Source organism: Streptomyces sp. NPDC058284 (assembly GCF_042881135.1).
In the GTDB taxonomy this organism is placed as follows: Bacteria; Actinomycetota; Actinomycetes; order Streptomycetales; family Streptomycetaceae; genus Streptomyces.
Genome location: NZ_JBHVYE010000001.1, coordinates 736,451 through 753,962, shown reverse-complemented (window position 1 = coordinate 753,962; position 17,512 = coordinate 736,451). Strand labels below are relative to the sequence as shown.

The following is a 17,512-nucleotide window of genomic DNA, read 5'->3' as shown; positions in this document are numbered from 1 at the left end:
TATGCCGAATATTGAGACCACCGTCTCAGGATGTGGTCGACGCGGTGGTCAGCGTATGGGGCTCAGCGGACGGTAGACCGTCAGCGCCTCGGGCAGCTTGTCGATCGTCAGCGAGCCCTGGATCCGCGTCACTTCACCGTCGTACGCCACGACCGTGCCCGCGCTGAGCCCGTCCACCCGCAGCCGGGGCAGCCGCACGGCCGCCTGCGCGGGGGAGCGCACCTCGGAGCCCGTCAGCGCGGCGGCGAGGAGCCGGGCGCCCGGCTTGCGCCCGCCGTGCACGATCCGCACGTCGAGCAGCCCGTCCGCCAGGTCGAGGCGGCGGCCCGGGGTGAACCCCGGCCGGTGGTAGGTGCAGTTGCCCGCGAAGAGCAGCCACAACGCCCGTTCCCTGCCCCGGAACTGCGCGACCATCGGCCGCTCGTCCGAGCGGAGCACCTTCCAGGCCGCGAGCACCGACGCGGGCTTGCCCCCGATGCGCTTCGACCAGTGCTCGCGCAACCGCACCAGCTTCGGATACACCCCGAGGCTGAACGTGTTGACGAAGTACCGCTCCACGCGCCCCTCGGCCCCGGTGCCGTCCCCCGACGTGAAGCGGCCGACGTCGACGGCGACCGCTTCGCCGGCCTCCACCGCGCCGGACAGATCACGGGCGTCCTCGACCCCGAGGTCGTACGCGAAGTGGTTGAGCGTCCCGCCGGGCAGCACCGCAAGCGGCAGCCCGTGGTTCAGGGCGACGGTGGCCGCGGCGTTCACGGTGCCGTCGCCGCCGCACACGCCGAGGACCGTCGCGCGGGCCGCCGCCTTCTCCAGCTCGGCGCCGAGGTCGGCCGGTTCGGCGACGACGATCTCCGCATCGGGCAGGGCGTCGTGCAGCGCCTTCACCCGCTGGGAGGTGCCCGCCGCCGCGTTGGCGACGAGAACCAGGCCCGCGCCGCCCGGCAGCGCGGGCGCCGTCACCCGCGGGCGGCCGGGCGGGGCGAGCTGCGCCCGCGTCGGCACCAGACCGCGCACCGCGAACGCCGCGCCCGCGCCCAGCGCCCCGCCGACCACGACATCGCTCGGAAAGTGCGCCCCGGTGTAGATCCGGGACACCGCCACGGCGGCCGCGAGCGGCGCGACGGCCGCGCCCCAGGCCCGCGACTCCAGCGCCACACCCGTGGCGAAGGCGACGGCGGACGCCGAGTGGCCGGACGGGAAGGAGCTGGTGATCGGCTGCCGCTTGAGCTGCCGGATCAGCGGCACCGCGTCGAGCAGCGGCCGGGCGCGGCGCACCGAGCGCTTGCCCAGCGTGTTGATGGTCGCGGAGGCCAGCGCGAGCGAGGCCACGCCACGCACGGCGGCGCGCCGGGCCCGCGGGGTGCGGGTCGCGGTGATCCCGGCGGCCGCCGCGAACCACAGCACTCCGTGGTTGGCGCTCTGACTCAGCCGGGGCAGCAGCCGGTCGGCGCCGGGCCAGTGCCGCTTGGCGACCGCGTCGAACAGCCGGCTGTCGACGGAGACCAGGCGGGCCTTGAACGGGCGGTGCCCGGCGGCGGGCCGGGACAGGTCGAGGCCGGAGACGTCCGGGGTGTCAGAGCTCATGGCGCCCGCTTACCCCGAGCGCCGCGAATCAGGCGCCCGCCAGGGCGAAGCCGCAGCCGCAGGTGGGAGCCGTGCGAGGAGCCCCTGCCCGCCCGGCCCCCGAAACGGTTTGCCCGAGCGGCGGTCCGCCACGGACAATCCCGCACATGGGACATCTGGAAGCCGCACACCTCGAGTACTACTTGCCGGACGGGCGGGCGCTGCTCGGTGATGTCTCCTTCCGGGTCGGCGAGGGCGCCGTCGTCGCCCTCGTCGGGGCCAACGGCGCGGGCAAGACCACCCTGCTCCGGCTGATCTCCGGCGAGCTCCAGCCGCACGGCGGCACCGTCACCGTGAGCGGCGGCCTCGGCGTGATGCCGCAGTTCGTCGGCTCCGTGCGCGACGAGACCACCGTGCGCGACCTGCTCGTCTCGGTCTCCCACCCGAGGATCAGGGACGCCGCGAAGGCCGTCGACGCCGCCGAGCACGCGATCATGACGGTCGACGACGAGGCCGCCCAGATGGGATACGCGCAGGCGCTCTCCGACTGGGCCGAGGTCCAGGGGTACGAGGCCGAGACGCTGTGGGACATCTGCACCACGGCCGCGCTCGGCGTCCCCTACGACAAGGCACAGTTCCGCGAGGTCCGCACGCTCTCCGGCGGCGAGCAGAAGCGCCTCGTCCTCGAAGCGCTGCTGCGCGGCACCGACGAGGTGCTGCTCCTCGACGAGCCGGACAACTACCTCGACGTCCCCGGCAAGCGCTGGCTGGAGGGGCAGCTGAAGGAGACCCGCAAGACCGTCCTGTTCGTCTCCCACGACCGGGAGCTGCTCGCCCGCGCCGCCGAGAAGATCGTCAGCGTCGAGCAGAGCCCCGGGGGCGCGGACGCCTGGGTGCACGGCGGCGGCTTCGAGACGTTCCACGAGGCCCGCAAGGAGCGCTTCGCGCGCTTCGAGGAGCTGCGCCGCCGCTGGGACGAGAAGCACGAGCAGCTGAAGAAGCTGGTGCGCACGCTGCGCCAGGCCGCCGACATCAGCCACGAGCTGGCCTCGCGCTACCACGCGGCACAGACCAGGCTCCGCAAGTTCGAGGAGGCGGGCCCGCCGCCCGAGCCGCCGCGTGAGCAGGACATCACCATGCGCCTGCACGGCGGACGCACCGGCGTGCGGGCGGTGACCTGCGAGAACCTCGAACTCACCGGTCTGATGAAACCCTTCGACCTGGAGGTCTTCTACGGCGAGCGGGTCGCCGTCCTCGGCTCGAACGGCTCGGGCAAGTCGCACTTCCTGCGGCTGCTCGCGGGCGACCCCGACAACCCGGTGGCGCACACCGGCACCTGGAAGCTCGGCGCGCGCGTCGTACCGGGGCACTTCGCGCAGACCCACGCCCACCCCGAGCTGGTCGGCCGCCCGCTCCTGGACATCCTGTGGCGCGAGCACGCGCAGGACCGCGGCGCCGCGATGTCCCGGCTGCGGCGGTACGAGCTGACGGGGCAGGCCGAGCAGAAGTTCGAGCGGCTCTCCGGCGGCCAGCAGGCCCGCTTCCAGATCCTGCTCCTGGAGCTGGAGGGTTGCACGGCCCTGCTCCTCGACGAGCCCACCGACAACCTCGACCTGGAGTCCGCCGAGGCCCTCCAGGAAGGCCTCGAAGCGTTCCAGGGCACGGTCCTCGCCGTCACCCACGACCGCTGGTTCGCCCGCTCCTTCGACCGCTATCTGGTCTTCGGCAGCGACGGGCAGGTCAGGGAGACCCCGGAGCCGGTGTGGGACGAGCGGCGGGTCGACCGCGTGCGGTAGACCCGCCGCCCGCCGCAGGATCCACCGGCGGCGGGCCCGGGTGCCTCAGCCGAACGCCGGGCGTACCGGCTTCGTCGGCGCGGCGCCCGGCACCGCCCGGCACGTCACGTCCTTGCCCGGCAGGACGCCCGTGACCAGGTACGCCGTGGCGGTGTCCTGCGCGCACCGGTTGGTCGGGCCCGGAGCCATGCCGTATGCGACGCCGTGGCCCTCGCCCTCGTCGACGGTCACCATGCGGGAGCCCTTGAGCGCGCGGTGCATGCTGCGCGCGGCCGTCAGCGGCGTCTGTGAGTCCCACTCGTTCTGCAGGATCAGCGCGTCGACCGTGTTGTCCACCCGGGTGACCGGCTCCACCGGGCCGTCCCAGAAGGCGCACGGCGAGATGTTCGAGGCGAAGTCCCCGAAGAGCGGATGGCGGGCGGCGTCGCGGGCCGAGTCACGGAGGTACGTGCCCGGGTCGCGCGGCCACGCGGAGTCGCCGCACACGACGGCCCAGAGCGCCGAGACCCCGTTGTCCGTGTCCTCGGGCACCGTCGGGAACTCCGGGACCGGCTTGCCCGCGGCGGCGTCCCTGAGGACGGCGACGAGCTCGGCGGCGCTGCGGACGGTGAAGAACTCGCGCCGCAGGATCGCGCGGATGTCGGTGCCGGTGACCTTGTCGTCGCCCACGACGATCGGGTCACGGTCGGCCCGCTTCACCAACCCCCAGAATGTGGCGCGGACTTCGGCCCCGCTCCTGCCCAGGCCGTACGTCGCCGAGTGCTCGGCGGTCCACCGCGACCACCGCTCGAACGCGGGCTCCACCTCCGGCGCCCAGATCCGGAACATCTCGCGCCACATGCGTTCGGGGTCAATGGCGCTGTCCAGGACGAACCGGTCGGCGCGTCCGGGGAACAGCTGGGTGTAGACGGCGCCGAGTGCCGTTCCGTACGAGACGCCGAAGTAGGAGATTTTCTTCTCGCCGAGGGCGGCCCGCAGGACGTCCATGTCCCGTGCGGTGTTGCGGGTGGTGATGTGCGCGAGGGTGCCGCCCGCCTTCGCACGGCACTTGTCCGCCACCGACCTGGCCCGGGCGACGCTCTCGCGGAACGGCCGGTAGGTGCGCGGCCAGTCCCGCTCGCTCTCGTCGAGGCCGCAGTCGACCGGTGTGCTGCGGCCGATGCCGCGGGGGTCGAACCCGATGAGGTCGTACCGGTCCTTCACGGACTTCGGCATCTTCTCGGCCAGGTAGAGCGGGAGGTCCAGGCCAGGACCGCCAGGACCGCCGGGGTTGGACAGCAGGACGCCGCGGCGCTTGGTGGCGTCACCCGCCGCGAGCCGGGATATCGCGAGGTCGATGGTGCCGCCGCCGGGGGAGCGGTAGTCGAGCGGCACCTTGATGGTGGCGCACTTGAAGCGCGCGGGCGTATCGGCGCCGCAGCGCTTCCAGTCCGGCTTCTGGTCCGTGAACCGCGCGAGCGGCCGGCCTTCTGCGGCCTGTCGTGGTGCGGCGGAGGCGGGTGTCGTGACGAGGCCGGGCGCCAGGGTGGCGGCCGTGCCGAGGGCGAGGAGCGGTAAGAGGCGGCGTCTCGGTGTGCGGTGGGGCACGTGGGCGGTCCTTCCGGTCGGAACTGCTCTTCGGAAACTGCGCTGTATTGCTCTGCCGTATTGCCTGCCGTATTGCTCTGCCGACCGGATGGACGCGGAAACAGTGCCCTCTGCCTCCCCCGGCGGAACCGCCGTCGCGCGCGTGTCCCGGCGTCCCGTGCCCGCCACTCGCGCCGCGCGGTGCGCGCGCGGACCGCTTGCGGTGCATCCTGGGTAGTACGGGCTGAACGGGTACCCGGCGCTGGGAGCGACGCGACTGAACGATCGGAGCGATCCATGACCGGAGTCGACCCGGGTCGGCTGGACGACCAGCAGCTCATCAAGGAGCTGGAGACGATCCACCGCACCCGCCACAGCACCCTGCTGCACGGCTCGAACGACGCCCTGCGCACCCACAACGAACGCATGGCGGAACTGGAGGGCGAGTACCTTCGCCGCCATCCGCGCAGGTCGGTGGCGGACGGACGGACCCGCGCGGGCGCGCGCGACCGGGAGAAGGGAACCACGGGTTCATGAGCGACCACGCAGACACGACAAGCGGGGTGGGCGAGGCGCGGCCGGTCGTCCTCGACCGGCACGGCGAGGCGCTCGACCTCTTCGCCGACCGCGTGCACGCCATCCGCGCCGACCAGTGGGACGCACCCACGCCCTGCACCGACTGGACCGTTCGCGACCTGGTGAACCACTTGACGGTCGAGCAGCTGTGGGTGCCCGCCCTGGTCAGGGACGGCGCCACCACCGAATCCGTCGGCGACGCCTTCGACGGCGACATGCTCGGCCCCGACCCGGTGGCGTCCTGGGACACGGCGTCCGCCGCCGCCCGCGCGGCCTTCCTGGAGCCGGGCGCCCTGGAGCGCACCGTCCACCTCTCCTTCGGGCCCACCGACGCCACGTTCTACTGCGGTCAGATGACCACCGACCTCGTGGTGCACGCCTGGGACCTGTCCCGCGCGATCGGCGCCGACGAGAAGCTGCCCGAGGATGTGGTCGCCTTCGCGCTGCGGGAAGTGTCGCCGTATGCGGACGAGTTGCAGAAGAGCGGGCTCTTCGCCCCCGCGGTGGAGCCGCCGGCCGACGCCGACGAGCAGACGAAGCTGCTGAGCCTCCTGGGACGTCAGGTGTGACTCGCGGTGTGACTCATGGTGTGGCCCCTGGTGTGACGTCCGCCGCTTGCTTGCTCCCGCGCACAGAGGGAAGCGTGTGTGCATGAGAGTTGGCGTGGTGGATGTCGGATCGAACACGGTGCGCCTGGTCGTCGCGGACGCCGACGGCCAGGTGCCGCTGCCGGTCCACACGGCGAAGCGGCGGCTGCGGCTCGCCGAGCACGTGGACGGCGACGGGCGGCTCGGCGATGAGCCGGTCAGGGCGCTGGTCGACGCGGTGCGCGAGGTGCAGGACGAGGCCCGGAGGTGGGGCGTCGCGGAACCGTTCGCCTTCGCGACGTCGATCGTGCGTGACGCCCCGAACCGGGCCGAGGTGCTCCAGGCGGTGGAGTCGGGGGCGGGGGTCCGGCTGCGCACCCTTTCGGGTGAGGCCGAGGCGGAGCTGACGTTCCTCGCCGCCCGGCGGTGGATGGGCTGGCGCGCCGGGCCGCTGGTGCTCTTCGACATCGGCGGCGGGTCCCTGGAGGTGGCCTTCGGCCGCAGTCGCCTGCCCGACTACGCGGCCTCGCTGCCGCTGGGCGCGCGACGCCTCACCCGGGAGCTCTTCGACGGCCAGGACCCGCCCCGCCCCGAGCACCTCAAGGCCGTCCGCCGCCAGGTGCGCCACCAGTTGCGGGACGTGGCCGCCCGGATCCGCTGGGAGATGCCGCACACGGCGGTCGCCACGTCCCGCACGTTCCAGCAGCTCGCCCGGTTGTGCGGGGCGGCACCCGGCAGGTACGGCCCGTTCGTCGAACGGCAGTTGGACCGCCGCGCGCTCGGCGAGGCGCTGAAGGAACTGGCCGGGCTGCCCACCGACCGGCGCGCGCAGCTGCCCGGGATCTCGGCGGCGCGCGCCGAACAGTGCGTGGCCGGCGCGGTGGTGGCCCACACGGCGATGAAGCTGACCGGGATCGAGGCGGTGACGGTCTGCCCCTGGGCGCTGCGCGAGGGAATCCTGCTGCGCTACATCGAGGACGGCGACGCGGACTGGTGGGCCCGGGAGCACGTGGAGACCGGCGACGGCGCCCGGGGCGGCGCGGCGTCCCTGCGTCTCGCCGCGACGACCTGCCTGACCTGATCCGGCCTGACCTGATCCGGCCTGACCTGATCCGGCCTGAGCTGATCCGGCCTGAGCCGACCGGGCCCGGCTGATCCGTGGGCGCTCCCCGGCTCTCAGGGGCTCTCAGACGATGCCCGGCCGGCCGTCCGGGGCGGCCCTGCTGATGTCGGCCAGCGCCGACGACGGGTCCTGGGCCAGCGCGAGATCGCCGAGGCTCACCATCCCGACCGGGTTGCCGTCCTCGACGACCGGCAGACGGCGCACCGCGTGATCACGCATCAGCCCGACCGCGTCCGACACCGGGTCGTCGGGCGCCACCACGACGGGGTTGGGCGTGCACACCGCCTGCGCGCTGACCGTCAGCGGATCGGCGCCGTCGGCCACGGCGCGCAGCGCGATGTCCCGATCGGTGAGCACGCCGAGGATCCGGCCGTCCGTGGCGACCAGCACATCGCCGATGTCCTGGGCGCGCATCAACTGCGCCGCTTCGACGAGAGAAGCGTCGGGGCGTACCGCCACGACGCCCGGCGTCATGACGTCCCTTACGAAATCAGCCATGGCTGAGCCCTTCCTGCAAACGTCCGTCGTACGTGCCTCGTTCGTCGTGGTGCTCCGCCGCAGTACCCCTGCACCCTCGTGCTATGCCTTGCCGCCCCGTGGAGGTTTGCTCCACCGCGCCAGGGAACCCGCCCCGTGACACCCCCCACATCCATCTGGGAGGGCAGGGGTCATGGCGGTACTCGCCGTATTCATCCCGCTGGTGATGCTGGGCGTGGTCCTGGCACTCGGCCGGTACGAGGAGTTGCTGCTGCCGCCCGTACGGAACCCGGACGAGGTGGACGTCGTCGCGGGACGCCGCACCGCCGTGCCCGGCGCCCTACCGCTCCTCGCCCCCGCTCCCGGCCCCCGCACTCGGCAAGAACTCCTGCACCTTCGCCTTCAGCCCCTGACGCACCATCGACACCCGGTCCGCGTCCCCCTTGACGACCGCCGTGGCCGTCGCCTCAAGCTGGGCCCACGTCGCGTGCGGCGGGAGAGGCGGTACCGCGGGATCGGTGCGGAAATCGAGGACCGCGGGGCCCGGCGCGGCGAGTGCGGCCCGCCAGGCGGCCCCGACGTCCTCGGGCCGCTCCACCCGGATGCCGGTCAGGCCGATGGAGCGGGCGAACTCCGCGTACGGCACGTCAGGCAGCGACTGCGCGGGCAGGAAGGACGGAGCGCCCTCCACCGCCCGCATCCCCCATGTCACCCGGTTCAGGTCCTGGTTGTTCCACACGCCGACCACCAGCCGCGGATCGTCCCAGAGGTGCCGGTACTCGGCCGCCGTGATCAGCTCGGCCATGCCGTTCCGCTGCATCGCGCCGTCACCCACCAGGGCGATGACGGGCCGGTCGGGGTGCGCGAACTTCGCCCCGATCGCGTACGGCACACCGCACCCCGTGGTGGCGAGCGTGCCCGACAGCGAGGCGCGCATGTCGCCGCGGAGCGTGAGGTGGCGCGCGAACCAGGCCGCCACCGAGCCCGAGTCGCAGGTGACGACCGCATTGTCGGGGAGGAGCGGGTCCAGGGCGCGCGCCACGTGTTCGGGGTTGACGGGATCGGCGGAGAGCGCGGCCCTGCGCTCCAGCACGGCGTGCCAGCGCGTGACGTTGGCACGGATCTCGTCCCGCCACTCGCGGTTCACCGCGCGGCGGTCCTCGTCGATCAGCGGGATCAGTTCGCGCAGCGTCGCCCGCGCGTCGCCGACGAGATCCACCTCGTACGGGTGGCGCGTTCCGGCCGGGCACGCATCGACGTCGATCCGTACGCCCCGCGCCTTGCCGGACTCCGGCAGGACCTGTGCGCAGGGGACGCCCGTCCCGATCGTCAGGAGCGTGTCGCAGTCACGCATCAGCTCGTGGCTGGGGCGCGTGCCGAGCGGGCCGACGGCGCCGGTGACGTAGGGGAGTTCGTCGCTCAGCGCGTCCTTGCCGAGCAGCGTCTTGGCGACGCCCGCGCCGAGCAGCTCCGCGATTTCCTCGACCTCGGCGCGTGCGCCCGCCGCGCCCCGGCCGATGAGGACCGCCGCCTTCTCACCGGCGTTGAGGACCTCCGCGGCCCTCCGCAGGGCCGTCGGTGAGGGCGTCGTCGCCCGGCCGTCGCGGCCGGGAACGGAGGGGATCGTCCTGCACGCGCCGCCGGAAGGCGAGTACTCCCGCTCCTGGACGTCGGCCGGCACGATCACGGCCGTCGGGCAGCGGCGCGCGTACGCCGTGTGGATCGCCCGGTCGATGACGTCCGGCAGCTGCCCGGGCTCCGTCACGGTCTCCACGAAGTCGCCCGCCACGTCCTTGAACAGCGCGTGCAGGTCGATCTCCGGCTGATACGGGCCGTCCGTCGCGCCGCGGTCGGTCCGGCCGACGACGGCGAGGACCGGCACGTGGTCGGGCCGCGCGTCGTACAGGCCACCCAGGAGGCGGACCGCACCGGGCCCCGACGCCGCCACGCACACCCCCAGCCGGTCGCCGGACTTGGCGTGGCCGACGGCCTCGAACGCGGCCGTCCCCTCGTGCCGGGACCGTACGAAGCGCGGCCCGCCCCCGGCCCTGCCCCACGCGGCGAGCAGGCCGTCGACGCCGTCACCCGGACAGCCGAAGACCTGCTCGACACCCCAGGCGCGCAGCCTCTCCAGGATGTGGTCGGCGACCTTGACGCTCATGACGGAACCCTCCGGCCGGCTCGGAAACGGCGATCACGCCCGGGTTTCCGATCGAACCGGCGGAAAACCTCCGGGTGTTTGTCACCGGGCGCGCGGGGCAGGCGGAAGAAAGTGCTTCGGACCGGAGGCACGTCCGTGGGAGCGGCTGCGTCGTTCTTCCCGGGTGTGCCCCGTCGTGGTCCGGCGTGCACGCACTCCCACGGTGACCGTCCACCCAAGGCACCGATTTCTAGGGAGTTGCGACGCACCATGCGATCCCACACCAGTACCGCCGTAGTACCCGCGAGGACGACCGACGCCGCGGCATCCGCGGACACCGTCCCCACCGCGGTACCCGCACGGACGACCGGCACCGCCGTACCCGCGCGGACCAAGCGTCACCCGCACGACGACGCCCCGGACACCACCGAGGCCTTCGAGCGTCTCGTCGAGCTGCCCCAGGGCGCCGAACGCGACGCCCTGCGCAAGGAGATCGTCCAGGCCTGGCTGCCCATGGCCGAGCGCCTCGCGGGCCGCTTCCGCAACCGGGGCGAGTCCCTCGACGACCTGCGCCAGGTCGCGGCCCTCGGCCTGGTCAAGGCCGTCGACCGCTACGACCCGCGGCGCGGCACCGCGTTCGAGAGCTACGCCGTGCCGACCGTCACCGGCGAGATCAAACGGCACTTCCGCGACCACATGTGGACCCTGCACGTGCCGCGCCGCGTCCAGGACCTGCGCAACCGCGTGCGGTTCGCCCGCCAGGACCTCTCCCAGTCGGTCTCCGGCCGGGCCCCCACCATCGCCGAGATCGCCACGCACGCGCAGATGAGCGAGGAGGACGCGAGGGCCGGCCTCGAGGCGCTCGACAGCTTCACCGCGCTCTCCCTCGACGCCGAACTGCCGGGCAGCGAGGACGGCTACTCGCTGAGCGACGCCCTGGGCGGCCCCGACCCCGCGCTCGACGTCGTCGTCGACCGCGAGGCCGTCAAGCCGCGCATCGCCCAGCTGCCGGAGCGCGAACGCACCATCCTCTACATGCGGTTCTTCGGCGACATGACGCAGAGCCGCATCGCCGACGAGATGGGCATCTCGCAGATGCACGTCTCACGGCTCATCAGCCGCTGCTGCGACCGGCTGCGCGACCAGGTCATGCGGGACGCCGCCTGACGACCGGCCGCTCCGCGCCGCCGCGCGTCCGCCTCCTCAGCGGGCTGCGGCGCCGCGGCGCATGGCGAGCGCCACGTGCCGGGAGAGCACGTCGACCGCCCGCGCCTCGGCCATCGAGAAGGCGAGCCGCGGGCCGCTGCGGAAGAGCGTGAGGACGCCGTCCACCGGACCGTGCGCATGAGCGGTCAGCGGCACGCACAGCAGTGAGGTGACCTCGGCGCGGACCAGTACGTGCGCGCCGGACGCGTCCCTGCCGAAGGCGTCCGGGTCCTCCGGGCGCACCTGCAGCGAAGCCGCCCCGCCGCGCGCCGCCTCCACGACGAGGGGGCACGCGGCGGGGTCCTGGCCGAGGACGTCGGCGACCGGTGCGTCCGGCGGCCCGAGGACCGTCACGCGCCGCGGCCGTGCCGCCCCCTCGTCGGCGATCACCCAGTCGGCGAACCGCCCGTGCAGGACCGCCGCGGCCCGTTCGAGGACCGCCGTACGGTCACCGGCGGACGCGGTGAGCAGCGCCGTCGTCATGGCGTCCGCCAGATCGAGCTGTGCCGCGTGCCGGGTCGCCTCCCCGAGGTCGGGGGCGGGGCCCGGCGCGCTCGGCCCCCCGTGCGCGCGCTCCCCGGCGGGCTGCAGCACGACGAGGACCGCCATGCGGGGCTCGGTGCCGGGACGCAGCGCCGTGAGCGTCGCGCGGACCGGCGTGCCGGGGCTGTGCTGCAGGTGGACGTTGAGGCTGCGGTCGCCCTCGCCGCGCGCGACCGCCGCGGTCTGCGAGCGGAACGCGACGCGGTCCGCGTGCACCAGGAATCCGGTCAGCGGCCGGCCCGTCGCGTATCCCGCGCGGACCCCGGTGAGGCCCGTCGCGGCGAAGTTCATGCGACGGACCACGGTCTCCCTGTCTATCAGCGCGACCGGCAGCGGCATTCGCTGGAAGAGCGCCCGCAGCAGCCGCTGCTCGTCCCGGTCCGACGTGGCGCTGTCCCACTGCCCATTGATGGCGAGGCGTTCGTACGTGGGCCACAACTGGCCTGCCACGTGGTCGAGTTCGAAGATCGCCGCGTCGAGCACGGTGCTGAGGTCGCTCGCGGGAACGGAACGAGCCGCCTTCAACTCGCTGATGCGGCGCACAAAATCCGCGAGCTCTTCACCGAACTCTTCCATTTGAGACATGTGTCGAACCTAACCGCTGGGACCGTTTTCCGGAGGCCTTGCCGGGAAGCCGTAGGAGAGAGGAGGAACACCCATGGCCCCCTTGCCGGATCCGGACCTGCTGCGACCGGAATCGTCGTCGCCCGGCCGCAGGTTAGCCGAACTGGCCGAGCAGGCCGTACGCTGCACGCCCGCCTGCTGCGGCGCGAGCACGACGGTCTCCGACCGCGGTGACGAGCACCCCGCCGCGGTCACCCACCCCGACCTCGCCGGACTCGTCGCGGTACAGCTGCGGTCGGGCGACGGGCCGATTCCCGCCGCGGAGGAGAAGGGCGCGCCGGTCGACGCCGAGGACCTGCTGCGGGACGAACGATGGCCCGAGTACCGCGCGATGGCGCTCGACTCAGGTGTACGTTCCTGCGTCACGCTGCCCTTCCCGCGCGGCGGACTCACCGTCACCCTGACCCTGTTCAGCTTCCGCCCGGGCGCGTTCGACGACGCGGAACACGGGCCCGCCCAGGCGCTCGGCGACCTCGCCACGACGAGCTTCGTGCGCGACCGGCAGTACCGCGCCGCGCTGATCGAGCTGGACCAGCTGGGCGCGGCCATGCGGACCAGGCCCGTCGTGGACCAGGCATCCGGGATCGTCATGCACGTCCTCGGGTGCGACGCGGACGCCGCCTTCGGCGTGCTCCGGCGGATCTCCCAGACGACCAACCGGAAGCTGGCCGACGTCGCGGCCGCACTGGTCGAGACGAGGGGACGCGGCCTGGAACGCGAACTGGTCTCGCTGGCCCGCTGAGCACCGCGGGCTTCGGCCCGGACCGGCCGGAAACGGCCGGTCCGGGCCTTTCGCGCGCTCCGGACGGCTCACCCGGGCGGGCACGCAGTGGGGCGCCGCGTTGTCATGGAGACGTAGGACGTGACGGTGACGGAGACGTACGAGGTGATGAAGGCCCGCGGCGATGTTCCGGCAGGTCCTGGGTACGGACCGGGTCATCGGGGCATGAGGGGAACAGAGTCACGTGAGTGCACGGAGGTACGGATGAGGCGGACGGCGACGGAGGGCCACGGCCCCGTCCGGTACGGGCCGCCCCCGCCCGAGCCGGGCCTCCCGGTCCTGCCCGAGGTCGCGGCGGCGGCCGCCGCGGCAGCGGGCCGCTCCCCGGCCGAGCCCGCGGGCGGCGGCCCCGCGCTCCTCGACGCCGCGAGCGGCTACTGGGCCCGGCGCGGCCTGCCCGTGGAACGCGGCCTGACCGCCGCCGCCCCCGGCGCCCCGCCCCTGCTCCTCGCCCTCGCCGCGGCCCTCGGCGGAGACGTGCTGCTGCCCCGTCCGTGCCCCGCCTGGTGGGCGCCCCAGGCGCGGCTGCTCGGCAGCGGCGTCTACCACGTGCCGACGCCCGCGGAGTGCGGCGGCGTCCCCGACCCGTACGCCCTCCTGGAGACCGTCCGCCGGGTCCGCGCCGAGGGCGGCAGGCCCAGGCTCCTCGTGCTCTCCGTGGCCGACGACCCCACCGCCACCGTGCCGCCCCCCGAAGTGCTGCACGAGGCGGTGGAGGCGGCGGCAGGTGAGGGCCTGCACATCGTCAGCGACGAGACCTGGCGCGACACCCTGCACCACCCCCGCGACACCGTCCTGATCGGCCCGGCCGAGATGGACCACGAACGGGTGACCGTCCTGTGCGACCTCGCCGGATCCCTGCTGCCGCCCGCCCTGCCCGCCGCCGTCGCCCGCTTCCCCACGGGCGACGCGGGCGCCGCCCTGCGCGCCCGCACCCTCGACGTCCTCACCGCGCTCGGCGCGACCCTCGCCGCCCCGGCCGCGGCCGCCGCCGCGTACGCACTCGGCGAACCGGACGCGATCACCGGGCGGCTCGCCGCCGCCGTCCGCCTGCACGCGCGCGTGGCTGCCGCCGCGCACCGCGCCTTGCTCGCCGCCGGCGCCCTGTCCCGGCCCCCGCAGGCGGGCCGGCACCTGTACGCGGACCTCGGCCCGCTGCGGTCCGCGCTCGCCGCGCGCGGCGTCGGCGACGCGCAGGAACTCGAGGACTTCCTCGTCGAACGGCTCGGCATGCCCGCGCCGGGCGGCCACCGCTTCGGCGACGACATCGACGCCCTGCGCGTACGACTGTCCACGGGACCGCTCCTCGGCACGACCCCGGAGGAACGCCTGGCGTCGCTCGCCGCACCCGACCCGCTGGAACTTCCCCACGTGAAGCGGGCGTTGGGCACGTTCGAAGCGGCCCTGGACGACCTCGGCGCAGCAGACCGGCGAATGGAGCCCCCTCGATGACCCAGCAGGTGGAGCAGCAGACACAGCCGCAGATATACGCGCGGGAAGAGGCCCCCGAGCCGCTCGCCCCGCCGCGGGCACCGGGCGGCGTCAGACGGTGGCCCAAGTCGTTCGCCGACCGGCTGACCGCGCCGCTGCCCGGCTTGCGGGGAATGGCGCGGTTCGCGCGCGAGGGGGCCCTGCGGCCGCGCCCCGAGGGGCTCGCGGACATCGGACGGCTGCCGTTCGAACCAGGACCGCTGCCGCGCGTCGACGCCCGGACTGTCGCCGTCACCTGGGCGGGGCACGCCAGTTGGGTCGTCCGCATCGGCGGCCTCACCGTCCTCACGGACCCCGTCTGGTCCCGCAAGATCCTCGGCACCCCGGCCCGCGTCACCCCCGTCGGTGTCGCCTGGGGCGCCCTGCCGCGCGTCGACGCGGTCGTCATCAGCCACAACCACTACGACCACCTGGACGCGCCGACCCTGAACAGGCTCCCCAGGGACACGCCCGTCTTCGTGCCTGCGGGCCTCGGCCGCTGGTTCACCCGCCGCCGCTTCACCCACGTCACCGAACTCGACTGGTGGGAAGGGGCCGAACTGCGCGGGGTGCAAATCGACTTCGTGCCCGCCCACCACTGGTCCAAGCGGACCCTGTTCGACACCTGCCGCACGTTGTGGGGCGGCTGGGTACTCACGGACGCGGAGGGCCAACGGGTCTACTTCGCGGGCGACACCGGGTACGGCCACTGGTTCGAGCGGATCGGCGCCCGCTACCCCGGCATCGACCTGGCGCTCCTGCCGATCGGCGCGTACGAGCCGCGGTGGTGGCTCAGGGACGTCCACTGCGACCCGGAGGACGCGGTCCGGGCGGCGGGCGACCTCGGCGCCCGCCGGATGGCTCCCATGCACTGGGGCACCTTCCTGCTCTCCGCCGAACCGGTCCTCGAACCCCTCACCCGGGTCCGTGCGGCCTGGGAGCGGACGGGGCGGCCCCGCGAGGACCTCTGGGACCTGCCGGTCGGGGCGTCGCGGGTCCTCACGACCTGAGGGCGGGGCTCCGGCTCCGGCGGGGCGTCAGGCCGGGGTGCGCCTGACCTTGCGCCACAGCGCGGGCGCCACGCTGATCAGCACCGTCAGCACGATCGCCACGGCGACGCCCTCCCAGGGCTCCTTGAAGAGGGAACCCCCGAGAATGCCGATCAGCTGGTACGTCACCGCCCAGGCGAGGCACGCAGGGACGTCCCCGCGGGCGAACTGACGAAGCGGCATCTTCGCCATCAGGCACGCCAGCATCACCGGGATGCGGCCCGCGGGGACGAGCCGGGACAGCACGAGGACCATCACACCGTGGTCCTTGAGCTTCTCCTGCGCCTGCGCGAGGCGCTCCTCGGGCGCCCGGTCGCGGATCGCCGCCAGCCAGCGCGACCCGTTCTTCGAGCGCATGCCGCGCCGCCCGAGCCAGTACAGGCCGACATCGCCGAGGAACGCCGCGAACGCCGCGACACCGAAGACGACGAGCAGCGAGAACGGCGTCGTCTGATGGAAGGCGACCACCGCCGCCGAACTGACCAGCGCCCCCGTCGGCACCACCGGCACCAGCGCGCCGATCACCACGAGGAGGAACAGCGACGGATAGCCGAGCGCCTGCTGAGTGCTCTCCGGCGGTATCCGGGTCGCCGCGTCGAATATCACCGGGCCACCTCCGGCAGCACGCTCTCCCCGTGCGCGAGCCGGTGCACCGTCACCCCGGGGGCGAGTCGGGCCGCGTGGCGGACGAACTCGTGGCCGGGTGCGTGGAATTCATGCGGCCGTACGGCGTCCATGCCGATCGGCCAGTACGTTCCGTAGTGCACCGGGATCGCGCTCCGCGGCGAGATCCGGTGGAGCGCCTCGGCGGCGCGGGCCGGATTCAGATGACCGTGACCCAGACAGGGGCCCCAGCCGCCCACCGGAAGCAGCGCCACGTCGATGTCGCCGACCTCGGCGGCCATCTCGTCGAAGAGCCCGGTGTCCCCGGCGAAGTAGGTCCGCGCCTCGCCGCTGACGACGTAGCCGAGGGCGGGCGAGCGGTGCGGTCCCACGGGCATCCGCCGGCCGTCGTGCAGCGCGGAGACCACGCGGACGACCAGGTCGCCGACCCGCACCTCGTCGCCCGGCACGACCTCCGTGAAGTGGAGATGGCGGAGCCTGCGGGCCAGACCGGGCACCGAACGTGCCGCCCCGCGCGGAACCAGCGCACGGGTGCCCGCCGCGAGCCGGGCGAGCGAAGGGACGTGCAGATGATCGGCGTGCAGATGCGAAAGGAGCACGACGTCGGCGACGGCGGCGGTCGGCGGTGGCGGCGCACCCCTGCGGCGCCGCAGATGCGCGAGGCGGCGGGCGAAAAGGGGATCGGTCAGTACGCGGACACCCGAGTCCTCGACCGTGCATGTGGCGTGACCCCACCATGTGACCTCGACGGGCACCCGGTTCCTCCTTCGTGCGACTGTCTCCGAGCCTACGGCCAGGAGTAGGGTCGGCGGCCTACGCCGAGGGTGAGGGGACGCCATGGGAGATGTCGTGGGCTCCGGTGCGGGTTTCGCCGTCGGCACGGTCGTGCGTGGTGATGCCGCCGCCGTGCGCGTCGCGGCGATCGCCAGCCTCACGCCGCTGGAGGAGCTCGACGCCGACCCCTTCCTCGTCGACTCGCGCAGCCAGCACGCGATGTGCGCGCGGTGGGCGGCCGCGCAGGGGTACGTGATCACTCGTGAGCTCGTCGTACGGGGGCTGCGCGCGGACCACGCGGTGCTGTGGGGGGACGTCGAGGCGGGCCTCGTGGACCTCTTCGTGGTGCCGAGCCGCCGGGTCCTGGAGCTGGCGCTGCGGTCGGCGGACGAGTTCACGGCGGAGTGTGCGCGGCGGGGGGTGCGGGTGGAGACGGCGGGGCTCGCGGAGCCGGCGTACGACGCGCAGATGAAGGCGCGGGTGCATCGGCGGTTGTCCATGCCTACGGCGGGGTACGACGGGCGCTAGTTCGAGTGCTCTGCGCTTTTGCGGGGCCTCTCCTGCCTTGCGCCGCTCCGCGGCGGGGTTCTGTGCTCTGCGTCTTCGCGCCCCG

16 protein-coding genes are annotated in these 17,512 nt (G+C 73.8%); 9 read left to right on the top strand and 7 right to left on the bottom strand.

The window, feature by feature from the left end; genetic code table 11:
- Nucleotides 1–48: 48 nt before the first annotated feature.
- The gene (locus tag ACFVYR_RS02900; RefSeq protein WP_384247878.1) at nt 49–1,584 is read right to left on the bottom strand and encodes a bifunctional phosphatase PAP2/diacylglycerol kinase family protein; all 1,536 of its coding nucleotides are present in this window, start codon (nt 1,582–1,584) and stop codon (nt 49–51) included.
- 146 nt (nt 1,585–1,730) lie between these two features.
- Between ACFVYR_RS02900 and ACFVYR_RS02895 the strand changes: the two genes are divergently transcribed.
- Nucleotides 1,731–3,359, top strand: a complete 1,629-nt coding sequence (locus ACFVYR_RS02895) for an ABC-F family ATP-binding cassette domain-containing protein (protein ID WP_384247876.1) — start codon at nt 1,731–1,733, stop codon at nt 3,357–3,359.
- Between the two features lie 45 nt (nt 3,360–3,404).
- Here the strand turns inward: ACFVYR_RS02895 and ACFVYR_RS02890 are convergent, their stop codons facing one another.
- The gene (locus ACFVYR_RS02890) at nt 3,405–4,946 is read right to left on the bottom strand and encodes an alpha/beta hydrolase (protein ID WP_384247875.1); all 1,542 of its coding nucleotides are present in this window, start codon (nt 4,944–4,946) and stop codon (nt 3,405–3,407) included.
- 276 nt (nt 4,947–5,222) lie between these two features.
- Between ACFVYR_RS02890 and ACFVYR_RS02885 the strand changes: the two genes are divergently transcribed.
- The 3 genes from ACFVYR_RS02885 to ACFVYR_RS02875 all read left to right on the top strand — a co-directional run bounded on the left by ACFVYR_RS02885 (nt 5,223) and on the right by ACFVYR_RS02875 (nt 7,169).
- Nucleotides 5,223–5,462 carry a DUF6158 family protein gene (locus ACFVYR_RS02885; protein WP_384247874.1) on the top strand — a complete coding sequence of 80 codons (240 nt, stop codon included), beginning with the start codon at nt 5,223–5,225 and terminating at the stop codon, nt 5,460–5,462.
- Complete coding sequence (locus tag ACFVYR_RS02880; RefSeq protein WP_384247873.1) at nt 5,459–6,070, top strand: TIGR03086 family metal-binding protein; 612 nt, start codon at nt 5,459–5,461, stop codon at nt 6,068–6,070. Before ACFVYR_RS02885 ends, ACFVYR_RS02880 begins: the two co-directional genes overlap by 4 nt.
- 82 nt (nt 6,071–6,152) lie before the next feature.
- Nucleotides 6,153–7,169, top strand: a complete 1,017-nt coding sequence (locus tag ACFVYR_RS02875; RefSeq protein WP_384247871.1) for a Ppx/GppA family phosphatase — start codon at nt 6,153–6,155, stop codon at nt 7,167–7,169.
- Nucleotides 7,170–7,274: 105 nt separating this feature from the next.
- Here ACFVYR_RS02875 and ACFVYR_RS02870 read toward each other — a convergent pair whose 3' ends face one another.
- Nucleotides 7,275–7,709 carry a CBS domain-containing protein gene (locus ACFVYR_RS02870; protein ID WP_384247870.1) on the bottom strand — a complete coding sequence of 145 codons (435 nt, stop codon included), beginning with the start codon at nt 7,707–7,709 and terminating at the stop codon, nt 7,275–7,277.
- A 319-nt stretch (nt 7,710–8,028) separates the two neighbouring features.
- Nucleotides 8,029–9,849 (bottom strand): thiamine pyrophosphate-requiring protein, encoded by a 1,821-nt coding sequence (locus ACFVYR_RS02865; RefSeq protein ID WP_384247868.1) that lies wholly within the window; start codon nt 9,847–9,849, stop codon nt 8,029–8,031.
- 249 nt (nt 9,850–10,098) lie between these two features.
- On the opposite strand from ACFVYR_RS02865, the gene ACFVYR_RS02860 reads away from it, so the two are divergent.
- Nucleotides 10,099–10,995, top strand: a complete 897-nt coding sequence (locus ACFVYR_RS02860; RefSeq protein ID WP_384247867.1) for an RNA polymerase sigma factor SigF — start codon at nt 10,099–10,101, stop codon at nt 10,993–10,995.
- Between the two features lie 36 nt (nt 10,996–11,031).
- Here ACFVYR_RS02860 and ACFVYR_RS02855 read toward each other — a convergent pair whose 3' ends face one another.
- Nucleotides 11,032–12,162: a PAS domain-containing protein gene (locus ACFVYR_RS02855; protein ID WP_384247866.1), complete on the bottom strand. Its 1,131-nt coding sequence runs from the start codon at nt 12,160–12,162 to the stop codon at nt 11,032–11,034.
- A gap of 73 nt (nt 12,163–12,235) precedes the next feature.
- Here ACFVYR_RS02855 and ACFVYR_RS02850 point away from each other — a divergent pair, with 73 nt between their 5' ends.
- The 3 genes from ACFVYR_RS02850 to ACFVYR_RS02840 all read left to right on the top strand — a co-directional run bounded on the left by ACFVYR_RS02850 (nt 12,236) and on the right by ACFVYR_RS02840 (nt 15,462).
- A complete protein-coding gene (locus ACFVYR_RS02850) occupies nt 12,236–12,943 on the top strand; it encodes an ANTAR domain-containing response regulator (RefSeq protein ID WP_384247864.1) in 708 nt (235 codons plus the stop codon).
- 243 nt (nt 12,944–13,186) lie between these two features.
- Nucleotides 13,187–14,434, top strand: coding sequence for an aminotransferase class I/II-fold pyridoxal phosphate-dependent enzyme (locus ACFVYR_RS02845; RefSeq protein WP_384247863.1), 1,248 nt, complete (start codon nt 13,187–13,189; stop codon nt 14,432–14,434).
- Entirely contained in the window at nt 14,431–15,462 is a 1,032-nt protein-coding gene (locus ACFVYR_RS02840) for an MBL fold metallo-hydrolase (protein ID WP_384247862.1), read from the top strand. The genes ACFVYR_RS02845 and ACFVYR_RS02840 overlap by 4 nt, the downstream gene beginning before the upstream one ends.
- Before the next feature lie 27 nt (nt 15,463–15,489).
- Here ACFVYR_RS02840 and ACFVYR_RS02835 read toward each other — a convergent pair whose 3' ends face one another.
- Entirely contained in the window at nt 15,490–16,107 is a 618-nt protein-coding gene (locus ACFVYR_RS02835; protein WP_384247860.1) for a DedA family protein, read from the bottom strand.
- Complete coding sequence (locus ACFVYR_RS02830; protein ID WP_384247859.1) at nt 16,104–16,880, bottom strand: MBL fold metallo-hydrolase; 777 nt, start codon at nt 16,878–16,880, stop codon at nt 16,104–16,106. Before ACFVYR_RS02830 ends, ACFVYR_RS02835 begins: the two co-directional genes overlap by 4 nt.
- Before the next feature lie 82 nt (nt 16,881–16,962).
- Here ACFVYR_RS02830 and ACFVYR_RS02825 point away from each other — a divergent pair, with 82 nt between their 5' ends.
- Nucleotides 16,963–17,427, top strand: coding sequence for a hypothetical protein (locus ACFVYR_RS02825; RefSeq protein ID WP_384247858.1), 465 nt, complete (start codon nt 16,963–16,965; stop codon nt 17,425–17,427).
- Nucleotides 17,428–17,512: the final 85 nt, after the last annotated feature.

Coding starts and splice junctions, on each gene's coding strand:
- ACFVYR_RS02900 (WP_384247878.1), bottom strand. CDS start 1,584: ATGAGCTCTGACACCCCGGACGTCTCCGGCCTCGACCTGTCCCGGCCC.
- ACFVYR_RS02845 (WP_384247863.1), top strand. CDS start 13,187: ATGAGGCGGACGGCGACGGAGGGCCACGGCCCCGTCCGGTACGGGCCG.
- ACFVYR_RS02850 (WP_384247864.1), top strand. CDS start 12,236: ATGGCCCCCTTGCCGGATCCGGACCTGCTGCGACCGGAATCGTCGTCG.
- ACFVYR_RS02875 (WP_384247871.1), top strand. CDS start 6,153: ATGAGAGTTGGCGTGGTGGATGTCGGATCGAACACGGTGCGCCTGGTC.
- ACFVYR_RS02870 (WP_384247870.1), bottom strand. CDS start 7,709: ATGGCTGATTTCGTAAGGGACGTCATGACGCCGGGCGTCGTGGCGGTA.
- ACFVYR_RS02855 (WP_384247866.1), bottom strand. CDS start 12,162: ATGTCTCAAATGGAAGAGTTCGGTGAAGAGCTCGCGGATTTTGTGCGC.
- ACFVYR_RS02880 (WP_384247873.1), top strand. CDS start 5,459: ATGAGCGACCACGCAGACACGACAAGCGGGGTGGGCGAGGCGCGGCCG.
- ACFVYR_RS02895 (WP_384247876.1), top strand. CDS start 1,731: ATGGGACATCTGGAAGCCGCACACCTCGAGTACTACTTGCCGGACGGG.
- ACFVYR_RS02825 (WP_384247858.1), top strand. CDS start 16,963: ATGGGAGATGTCGTGGGCTCCGGTGCGGGTTTCGCCGTCGGCACGGTC.
- ACFVYR_RS02860 (WP_384247867.1), top strand. CDS start 10,099: ATGCGATCCCACACCAGTACCGCCGTAGTACCCGCGAGGACGACCGAC.
- ACFVYR_RS02865 (WP_384247868.1), bottom strand. CDS start 9,849: ATGAGCGTCAAGGTCGCCGACCACATCCTGGAGAGGCTGCGCGCCTGG.
- ACFVYR_RS02840 (WP_384247862.1), top strand. CDS start 14,431: ATGACCCAGCAGGTGGAGCAGCAGACACAGCCGCAGATATACGCGCGG.
- ACFVYR_RS02885 (WP_384247874.1), top strand. CDS start 5,223: ATGACCGGAGTCGACCCGGGTCGGCTGGACGACCAGCAGCTCATCAAG.